Source organism: Kitasatospora sp. MBT66 (assembly GCF_000710405.2).
GTDB lineage: Bacteria > Actinomycetota > Actinomycetes > Streptomycetales > Streptomycetaceae > Kitasatospora > Kitasatospora purpeofusca.
In genome coordinates this window covers 201,766-211,587 of sequence record NZ_JAIY01000011.1, presented here as the reverse complement: position 1 = coordinate 211,587, position 9,822 = coordinate 201,766, and the positions used below count along the sequence as shown (strand labels likewise).

At 73.3% G+C, this 9,822-nt stretch carries 7 protein-coding genes and 1 pseudogene; 5 read left to right on the top strand and 3 right to left on the bottom strand.

Going from position 1 to position 9,822, the window contains the following annotated elements:
- Together BI06_RS49805 and BI06_RS52585 are read left to right on the top strand one after the other, a co-directional pair.
- Positions 1-3,230 (top strand): annotated as a pseudogene (locus BI06_RS49805) (hypothetical protein); the annotation flags it as partial.
- A 146-nt stretch (positions 3,231-3,376) separates the two neighbouring features.
- The gene (locus tag BI06_RS52585) at positions 3,377-4,285 is read left to right on the top strand and encodes a hypothetical protein (RefSeq protein ID WP_051742351.1); all 909 of its coding nucleotides are present in this window, start codon (positions 3,377-3,379) and stop codon (positions 4,283-4,285) included.
- Positions 4,286-4,369: 84 nt separating this feature from the next.
- Here the strand turns inward: BI06_RS52585 and BI06_RS31705 are convergent, their stop codons facing one another.
- The gene (locus BI06_RS31705) at positions 4,370-5,140 is read right to left on the bottom strand and encodes a hypothetical protein (protein WP_043473974.1); all 771 of its coding nucleotides are present in this window, start codon (positions 5,138-5,140) and stop codon (positions 4,370-4,372) included.
- A complete protein-coding gene (locus BI06_RS31700; protein WP_043473972.1) occupies positions 5,124-6,365 on the bottom strand; it encodes a hypothetical protein in 1,242 nt (413 codons plus the stop codon). Before BI06_RS31700 ends, BI06_RS31705 begins: the two co-directional genes overlap by 17 nt.
- Positions 6,366-6,523: 158 nt before the next feature.
- On the opposite strand from BI06_RS31700, the gene BI06_RS31695 reads away from it, so the two are divergent.
- The 3 genes from BI06_RS31695 to BI06_RS31685 all read left to right on the top strand — a co-directional run bounded on the left by BI06_RS31695 (position 6,524) and on the right by BI06_RS31685 (position 8,466).
- Positions 6,524-7,333, top strand: a complete 810-nt coding sequence (locus tag BI06_RS31695; RefSeq protein WP_043473969.1) for a hypothetical protein — start codon at positions 6,524-6,526, stop codon at positions 7,331-7,333.
- 110 nt (positions 7,334-7,443) lie between these two features.
- Positions 7,444-7,941, top strand: coding sequence for a phosphoribosyltransferase (locus BI06_RS31690; protein ID WP_030397300.1), 498 nt, complete (start codon positions 7,444-7,446; stop codon positions 7,939-7,941).
- 309 nt (positions 7,942-8,250) lie between these two features.
- Positions 8,251-8,466: a DUF6243 family protein gene (locus tag BI06_RS31685; protein ID WP_030397303.1), complete on the top strand. Its 216-nt coding sequence runs from the start codon at positions 8,251-8,253 to the stop codon at positions 8,464-8,466.
- Positions 8,467-8,823: 357 nt separating this feature from the next.
- Here BI06_RS31685 and BI06_RS31680 read toward each other — a convergent pair whose 3' ends face one another.
- Complete coding sequence (locus BI06_RS31680) at positions 8,824-9,759, bottom strand: helix-turn-helix domain-containing protein (RefSeq protein WP_043473967.1); 936 nt, start codon at positions 9,757-9,759, stop codon at positions 8,824-8,826.
- Positions 9,760-9,822 lie beyond the last annotated feature (63 nt).

Below are 9,822 nucleotides of genomic sequence, written 5' to 3'. Positions count from 1 at the left end.
GCCGCACGCTCGCCCTGCTCGGCGACCGCACGCTCCGCGAGGGCCCGCGCCCCGGACTCGCCACCGACCTCGTGCGCACCGCCCGAGCCGCCGGCCTCGACCCGGCCCGCGAGCTCGCCCGACTGGCCGGCCGGCTGCTGCCGGCCCGCGACCTGTGGCACACGGCCGCCCGCGAGTTCTGGGCCGCGCTGCTCGCCGACCCCGCCTGGGAACTGGTCCTGGCCGAACGTCCGCACCTCGCCCGGGAGGTGGTCGCGGCGGGGCCGCAGCCCGGGATGCCGGACGCGGACCTGACCCTCGACTACCTGGAGCGGACCGGCGCGCTGGCGCACCTCACCGCCGCCGCCGACACGGGCGGCGCCGCACCCGGTACCGCCGTACCCGGCACCGCCGCACCCGGTACCGCCGCCGACTGGCTGCGCGCCCTCGTCCTCCTGGCCGACCGCTCGCCCCGCTCGGGCGCCAGGCCGGTCGTGCACCGGATCGCCGCGCTGCTGGCGCCCCGGATCGCGGCCGACGGCGTGCCCGTCGACCTGCCGTACCCGAGCCGGTGGGACCGGCGGGTGTCGGGGAGCCCGGTCCTGCGGCTGGGTGTGCTGGACCTGCTGCTGGCCGCGGGCGCGCCGGTTGCCGACCCGCCGCCGCGGCTCGCCGACCCGCACCTCTACCGCGTCGAGACCGCGCCGCGCCCCGGGCTGTCCTCGCTGTGCGCCGATCCGAGGTTCGCCCGCGAGCTGCGGGCTCTGCTGCGGGCCGAGTTCGAGCTGACCAACGGCGGTGACGCGGACAACCTCTGGTACCAGCCGCACGACCCCAAGGGGTGGGCGAAGGTCCCCACCCTGGTGGACACCGAACCGGGACGCGCCGTGCTGGCGCAGTGGTGCGACGAGGAACTCGCCGAGCTGCCGGTGCTCGACCTGGACGGGGCAGCGCTGACGCTCGCCCGCTTCCAGCACATCGGCGCCGCCGCCGTACCGCTCGCCGACCCGGGCCGGGCCCGGCGGCTGGCCGCCGTCGACGTCGCGGCCCTGCTGCTCGACGCGGTGCGGGCCGAGGCCCCGGAGCCCGCGCTCGACCGGGCGGGCGCCGACCTGCTGCTCGGCGCGGTCGAGGCGCGCTCCGTGTTCCGCGACGCCGCCGCCGGCTCGGTGCGCCAACGGATCGGGCGGCTCCTGGGGATCGAGGAGGAGCGGGTCGGCCGCGAGTTCGCCCGCCTGGTGCAGATCGCCGCGAACTGCCGGGACGGACTGGCGCACCTGGTGCCGCTGCTCACCCCCGCAGCCGCGGTGCCCGCCGACCCTCCCACTCCCGCTCCTCCCGCTCCTCCCGCGCCGGCCGACCCTCCCGCCGAGCCGGCCTCCGCCCCCGCCACCCCGGCACGGGTGCGTGTCGGCCGCCTGCTGCGCGAGGCGGCCACGAGCAGTCCCCTCTGGGGCGGCGACCTCGACCGTCCCAGCACGATCGTCCCCGGCGTGTCCGCCGCCTTCCCCTACCTGGTCGTCGACTGGCAGACCGAGCTGCTCCGCGGTGACGCCACGAGCCCCGGGCGGCTGCGCGAGTACGCCGACCTGCCGTTCGTGGCGGAGCGGGGCCCGGGCCGCTGGCGCACCGTCAACGTCTCGCGCCCGGACCGCCGGCCCACCCCGCCGGCAGGCCACCTCTTCCGGACCGCGCTGTCGACCACGCTGGTCCTCCACAGCAGCTTCCACCAGGCCGTGCTGCTGGAGTACGCCCCCGGCGGCACCTTCCCCGAGGACGGTCCGGCGGCCGCCGCCGGCTGCGAGGTCCGTACCGGCGTTGATCTGGCCCAGCAGATCGACCCCGACCTGCTGCACGCCTATCTGGAGCTGTTCGCCGAGCGCGGCCCGCTGCCCACCCACCCCGGAACGGTCGAGCGCTTGGCCGAACGGCTCGCCCTGACCCCGGCCGAGGCGGGCGCCCTGCTCGCCGTCCGCACCCACCACCGGGACTCCCGGAGCGCCGCCGAGAAGGAGATCGTCCGACGGATCGGGGCCGACGCCGTCCGGGAGTTCCGCACCCGGCTGGTGCCCACCGAGCCGGAGCGCCTGTGGACGCACGGGCCGGACGTCGACCGCGCGGTGGCCTGGTGGCACGAGCGGTACGGCGCGCCGCCGGTCGAGGCCGAGCTTCTCGCCCTGGCCCGGCGCGAGATCCGCTTCCCCACCGGCGAATGGGCACCGACGGGCCCCGGACCGGCCGTCGACCCGGTCCCGCCGGGCCTGCGCAGGCGCTGCCGCCGCCCGGAGGCCCTGCTCGCCGCCGCCCTCGCAACCAACGGCGGTCCCGACGGCGATTCCGACCGCGACCCCGACCCCGACTTCGCACCCGCGCCGTACGCCTCGCCGTACGCGATGGCCTGGCTCGCCTACCGCACGCCCGCCGGCCACCCGCTGCGCCCCGCACTCGCCGCGGCCGCACTGCGCGTCACCTCCGACCACACCTCCGAGCACGCGTCCGACCGGGCAGAACCCCGAGCAGCGTGGCGGCTCTTCTCCGTCGACCGCCGCAGCGCCACCGGCAGGCCGTCACCCCCGCCGGCCGACCTGCCCGGCGTGGAGGTGGTGGACGAACCGGCCACCGGCCAGTGGCACGTCCTGGTCCGCCCCGGCCTGCTCACGGGTGCCGACGACCCGGTCCTGGACGCGCTCGACGACTACTACGACCAGCTGAAGCCCTCACAGGCCCGGCCGGCCGGGTCCGGCCTGCCCGCCCTCGCCGATCTGCGCATCCTGCTGTCCGGCGACCTGGCTGCCCTCGGCCACCACCTCGCCGCCGACGCCCACTGCACCCCCGGCTGGGAACAGGACCCGCGCCGCAGCGCGCCGGACGTCGTCGCCGCCTGCGCGAGCGCCCTCGACCTGCCCACGGACGCCGCCGCGCTCTACCTGATGCTGCTCGCCCTGCCCGACCCCACCGACCGCCAGGTCCGCCGGTGGACGGGCTGGACCCCGGCCACGCTGAAGGCCGCCCAGCAGCGGCTGTGCGCCACCGGCCTGGTGCTCACCGCCCGTCGCCCCCGCGCCGGCCGCACCCTCTTCCTCCCCGGGCCCTGGCTGGACCTGAAAGCCCCCCGACTCCCCGTCGAGACCGCGAAACTCGCCCACCTCACCCTCGCCCCCGAACGCGTCGGCACCGCCCACGCCGTCCTCGTCCCCACCGGCCCCCTTCCCACCCTCTTCGCCACCGCCTGGCGCACCGCCCACCCCTGACAGCGCCTCGCGCGGCTCCGACGCCGCCCGACCGTCGCCGACTCCGTAGCGAGCTCGCGGTGGCACGGGCGCGTCGGAAACCCGTCGAATGATGGGTGGGTTTCGTGAAAGTGTTCTCCTGTTGATCCACCCGACCGGAGACCTTTGTGACGATCCGCCGTACCACCCTGACCGCCGCCGCCACGCTGCTCGCCCTCTCCGCAGTCGCCGCCTGCAATGACGGAGACGCGCAGTCCGCGCCGACGGCCGCCGGCGCCCCGGCCACCGCGAGCGCGACGCCCACCGCGACCGCGACCGCGAGCGCCACGCCGACACCTGTCCCGACGCCGACGCCGACGTCGACGCCTACCCCGACGCCGACCGCGTCCGCGACTCCCACCGGCGCCCCGGTCGACGCCACAGGGGCGTTCGACCCCGCCGTCGCCCTGGCCAACGCCGACCGGACGCCGTACGCCGCCACCGAGACCATGAAGACCACCGCGACGGCGGGCGGACAGGTGGGATCCGTTCTCGCCGGTACCGGCCGGGTCAACTACAACACGCCGACCCGTGAGGGCCGGACCGAGACGAAGATGACGCTCGCCGACAGCGACGAGCCGGCGCTCTGGATGGAGACGGTCAACACCGGCACAACGATCTTCATGCGTGACAGGACCAAGCCGGGCAGCGCCTGGCGCGCCGAGGAGCGCGGCGACAAGGCCCGGGCCGACGACCTCACCGTCTACGTCAAGGCCCTCGTCGAGGCCGGTCCCGCGGCCCGCAAGGGCATGGAGCAGAAGAACGGCGTCCCCGCCTACCACCTCGGCGCTCGCCTGACGGCAGCCCAGGTCAAGGCCATCGACCCCACGGAGTACCAGAAGATGGTCGACAAGGGCGTCGACGGCGGCAAGCAGATCGACGTCTGGATCGACCGGGCCGGCCGCGTCCTGGCCCAGACGCAGTCCATGAAGATGACCACCGGTGGCACGGCCGTCACCAGCACCATCGCGTTGACCTACACCGACTTCGGCCCTCGCGAGACCTTCAGCGCGCCGACCACCGCTGCCGCCGGCTGATCCCTCCCGACCGGCGCGCTCCCGTCGATGCCGACGGCCCGTCCGCCCCCGGAAACCCGCCCGGGGCGGACGGGCCCCGCAGCGTCAGACGGGCGGCAGCAGATCGCCCGCACTGATGGTGTACGTCAGCAGCGGTTGGACGAAGTCCGCCTCACGGTTCTCGCGCCGCCGCAGCCGGAAGAACTCCTGCCGCTGGTCCTCGTCCGCCGCGACCAGGGGTTCGCCCTGCGGCAGGTAAGGAAGCCCGTCACGGAACCGGAGCAGAGTCCTCGACGTCCGGAAGGTCACGCCCAGCCACTGGTTGTCGGCGGTCCGGGCCGGCGCGTCCAGGACGATCCGGTGCCTGAGCCGCCGATTCGACTCGACGGAGAACACGACCGCACCGTGGTGGAGCAGCGGGACCCCGAACGCCTCGCCACCGGACCCCTTCGGTTCCACGATCAGCTTCCGCGGCGGGTCCGTTTCGGGGTACCGGTAGCAGGAGAACACGGCGATGAACGAGTCGTCGGCCAGGTCGAGGGCCTGGTCGGAATGGCTGCCCATGGTGGTGTACGCGTTCGTGTACGTCTCGATGAGCGCGTTGTTGAAGCCGACCGCGAGCCCGGCACGCTCCTGGATCCGCCGCGCCAGCCGCTCGTGCACCGCCCGGAAGCGCTGCACCGGGCCGCCGTAGCGGGTGGTGGTGCGCACGAGCGGCACACCGTCCGTCCCGTCGATCCGGGTGAGTGTGGCGCCCTGCCGGCCCTTGCCCGTGCCCTCCAGGCGGGCCGACGCGGAGAGCTCCGCGAAGAGGTTCCCGTCGGTCGGCAGATCGTACGAGCGGACCTGGTCCGGGATGCTAGGGGTGGGGGGCAAGGTAGTCTCCCGTGTTCATACTGAAACGGAATCCGTCGCCGTAGTCGATGAAGGACGAGGACCTGTTCTCCTCGGCGTACAGCCGGCGCAGTTCGTCCATGCCGGCGGGTGTGGGCGGCTCCAGCGGGACCGGATCCCCGGCGGTCTTGAGGAACGTGCGGCCGTCCCGGTGCACGGCCTCGGCACTCGAACAGCGCACCACGTACCCCAGGCGGGTCGGGAGCAGTTCTGCGTCCAAGGACGAGGGCCGGATCTCGTGCGTGTAGAGGCGGTTGGTGGACAGTGGCACGAGGAACACGGACCCGGGGTGGAGGGTCAGTGTGAACTGCGGCGGCAGCGCGGTCCCGTCGGGCACGGCTGCCTGGTCCTTGAGGTGGAAGCGGAGCCTGGTCAGCCCACTGACACCGTTCACACCGAGGTCGAAGGGATCCTGGGCCAGCGGCCGCAGCCCGTCGAGCCGGTCGTAGAAGGTGCAGAAGGCCATGATGCCGTTGACGGGCATGTCCTTGGTCTTGTCGGCATGGGCCGAGATCCTCGCCTTGGACTGCTTGCGCCCGTCCGTGGCCCCGGTGTTGTGGTAGATCTGGGCGAGGACGTGGTTCAGCGGCGCCTGGCCGCGGAACACGGCGGCGGCCTCGCGGTTCAGCGCCTCGACGACACCCGCGTCGGTCGGGCCGAAGCCCTCGGTCGGCCCCGACAGGTTCGTGGAGCACCGCAGCAGCCGGAAATGCAGCTCGTCACCGTCCCGCGTGACCGGCGTGAGATAGATCCCGCTGCGACGGGCCGTCCCGGGCTTGGTGGACTCGGTCAGCGACTGGAACGCGTGCTCCGCACTGATCCGCCCGAAGTGATCGGCGTCCGGTTCGAAGAACCGCGGGTAGTACACGCCGACACCGTGCACCCGGACGGGAACCCGGCCGAGCCCGACGACACTCCACAACGCGTCGACGCCCTCGCCCCCGTCCCCGCCGTAGCCGTGCGACAGCTCCCGCACCACGAACACCCGCGCGGCCGCCCGCAGAGGGAGGCCACTGATCGCGGAGATGTCGCCGCACAGGTAGACGGTCTTCCGCGCGAGCTCGACCGCACCGGAGGCAAGCTCCTCCGGCGTGACGACCGACCCGAGGAACCGCGTCACCACGTCATGGCCCCGCACCGCCGAAGGCGCGACCAGGACACCGCCCGCGTCCTCGACGCGGGCCTGCGCCGACTCCGTCGCGTCCATCAGAAACCCCCGCCATTCGCAGACATCGGTGAATCGCCCCTACGACCCGTTGACCGTCGATGCTCTCACGGGGGTCTGACAGCGGGTAACGCCTGCCCTACGGCCGACTCCGAGGGCCCCCTCGCGCTGACCGTGGCGGCGGCGGGGACAATGGATCCGTGTCCGAGGAACCGAGCCCGTTGTCAGACCTGTGGCCCCTCGCGCCGGGCGGTGCGACGGACTGGCTGTTCGAGTTGTGCGGCGACGGCCTGACCGGGTTCATGCCGCCGGCTATGCCCGATGCGGCGTGGGTGCTGAATGCCATGTACGAGCACGAGCGTGGGCCGCGTGCCGTCACGCACCACGACTACCACCGGGCACGGCTGGCGGAGGGGAGCACCCCGCGCGACATCGTCGGGGGCATCGACCTCGACGCCGTCACCGTCACCACCGGGGGCGGTCTGGGCCGCGCCGGGCACCCGGGCCCCGGCTGGCGGCGCCTGCCCTGGGCGGAACTGGCCCGGCGTACCGGCGACCCCGTTGTGCCCGATGGCCTGCTGCCCGCCTACCACTGCTTCCCCTCGGTCAGGACGAACGGCAGCTGGCCGCTCGGCATCGCCCCACCCACCGAGGGGAGCCTGGACCGCGAGACCTGGATCAGGCTGATCGACATCCTCACGGCGCACAGCCCCGCAGGCCCGGACACCCGCTGCCTGGCCTACTACAACCCGATGACGCTCGGGGCCTTCGACCTCGACAACCTCCACGTGCGGGCGGGGCGGCTCGGCGACGCCGCGAGCCTCTACGACATCCCGGAGGCCGACCTGACCGACTTCAGCCCCGCCAACCTCTGGGCCGAGGACCGCTCATGGGTCCTGTGCACCGACTACGACCTGTGGGCCACGAAGGTCGCCGGCCCTTCGGCCCTCGTCGAGGCCCTGTTGAACGACACTGGCGTCGAGGCGGTACGGCTGCCCTGGGCGACCTGAGGACGAACCGCCCCGGCTCGCCCGAGACGCCCGCGCGGACGGCTCCTCCGTGGACCTGCCCGGCGTGCCGGTGTGCGGTGCCGGGCCGACTGCCGAGGAGACTGGGCGCTGTGACTGATGTGCGAGAGAACCTGACCTATCAGAAGTTCGGCCTGGCGGTGCGTGACCTTGCCCGGACGATCGCCGACGACGGGTACGAGCCCGACCTCATCCTGAGCATCGCTCGTGGTGGTGTGTTCGTGGCGGGCGGCCTGGCGTACGCGCTGGACTGCAAGAACATCCACCTGGTGAACGTGGAGTTCTACACGGGTGTGGGCACCACCCTGGAGATGCCCGTCATGCTGGCGCCCGTCCCCGCGGCGATCGACTTCACCGACAAGAAGGTCCTGATCGCCGACGACGTCGCCGACACCGGCAAGACCCTGAAGCTGGTGCACGACTTCTGCCTCGGCCACGTCGCCGAGGTGCGGTCCGCGGTCATCTACGAGAAGTCGCACTCCCTCGTGAAGTGCGAGTACGTGTGGAAGCGTACGGACGACTGGATCAACTTCCCGTGGTCGGTGGAACCGCCGCTCGTCCGGCGCGAGGGCCAGGCACTCGACGCCTGATCGGAGCATCGCCGCCGATGCCACGGCCCCGGGCCGTGGCATCGGCGGCACTGAGCAGAAGGGCTCGGCGCTGTGCGATTCCCCGTGGGAAATGGCCGGCCCGGGGTGAGGGGCGAAGGCCCGCACGACGCCGCGGCAGCGAGAAGGTTGGTGTGCGGGGCGGGCGGAACCGGGTAACGTCCTTGTTGTTCCTCCAGACGCCGATCCACGAGTGAGAGCGTGACGGGCCTCTGCTGACATCCTTCGACGTCGCTGCCCGTCCCCCACCGATGAATCCGCAGATCACTTCACATCATCAACCGGAGACACTTGACCGTGAGCAAGAACATCAACAACCCCATTGGCATGGGCGGCGGCCAGCGCAAGAGGCTGTCCCGCGCCGAGCGGCAGAACAACGGTCCGCACCGCAACCTCGACCGCCAGGGCGCGGCCGACCAGAAGGCGGAGCTGGTGCGCAAGATGCGCGAGAAGGCGGGCGCAGCCGAAGAGGCCGGGCAGGCGGGCGACGACACCGCGAAGAGCTGACGCACCGCCGTCGCAGAAAAGCACAGGGCAGGGCCCGGACCGCGACGCGCGGTCCGGGCCCTTCTGTCGTACCGGGCGCCGACCCGGTCACCGCCGCCAGAGCTTGAACGCGCTCAAGCATCAGGGAAACGGACCCGATCCTCGTGACCCGGATCCGGACCCGGACCGTCGCCGGGCCCTGACCTGCATCAATACCGGCCGGAGAAGGCCGGGCCCCTCACGCTCGTCGACGCGAGGGGCCCGGCCTCCAGCGTACGCCCGCAGCCACCCGGTCCTTCCGGCCGGGCCGCACAAGCCTGAGCCCACGGGCCGCCGACGCCGCCACCGCCACCGCCGACCGGCGTCTCGGGCTGTGCTTCAGGGGCGGAAGGTGCGGCGGTAGGTGTCTGGCGGGACGCCGACACTGCGGTGGAAGTGGCGCCGCAGGGTGGTGGCGGTGCCCATGCCGGTGGTCGCGGCGATGGTGTCGACGGTGGCGTCGGTGGTCTCCAGGAGTTCCTGGGCGTGGCGGATGCGTTGGGTGTGGAGCCATTGCAGCGGCGTGGTGCCGGTGAGGTGCTTGAAGTGGCGGCCGAGGTGGCGCGAGCTCATGCGGGCCTGGCGGGCCAGGTCCTCCACGGTGAGCGGTTGGTCCAGTCGCTCCAGCGCCCACGGGAAGAGCTCGCCCAGGGGGTGGTTGCCCGGGTCGGGGACGGGGGTGGCGATGAACTGGGCCTGGCCGCCGTCGCGGTGCGGCGGGACGACCAGGCGTCGGGCGATCCTGTTGGCGACGGCCGAGCCGTGGTCGAGGCGGACCAGGTGCAGGCACAGGTCCATCGCGGCGGCCTTGCCCGCGGAGGTGAGGACATCGCCGTTGTCGACGTAGAGGACGTCCGGATCGACGACGGCCGCCGGGTGGCGCCGGGCGAGTTCCCGGGTGTGGGCCCAGTGTGTGGTGGCGCGCCTGCCGTCGAGCAGTCCCGCCGCGCCCAGGACGAAGGCGCCCGTGCACAGTGAGGCCACGCGGGCACCGGCCGCGTGGGCGGCGCGCACCGCCTCGACCAGCTCGGCGGGTGGCTCACGGTCCGTGTCGGCCCAGCCGGGGACGATCACCGTGTCCGCGTGCGCGAGCTGGTCGAGTCCGTGGTCGGGCTCCAGGAGGAAGCGGCCGACGCGCACCGGAGCGCTCCCGCAGAGGGAGAAGTCGTACCAGGGGTCCACGAGGTGGGTCAGATCGGATCCGAAGACCTCGACGGCCACGGACAGTTCGTAGTGGAGCATGCCGTCGGTGACGGCCAGCGCGACAGCGGGCATGTCCGAAACTGTACGGGGCATGTCGTTTCCGACACTCGTGCGGGGTGCCGCCGCAAGGACAGG

Bases quoted from the DNA above. Each gene is read 5' to 3' on its own strand.
- BI06_RS31700 (WP_043473972.1), bottom strand. From the start codon at position 6,365: ATGGACGCGACGGAGTCGGCGCAGGCCCGCGTCGAGGACGCGGGCGGT.
- BI06_RS31680 (WP_043473967.1), bottom strand. From the start codon at position 9,759: ATGCCCGCTGTCGCGCTGGCCGTCACCGACGGCATGCTCCACTACGAA.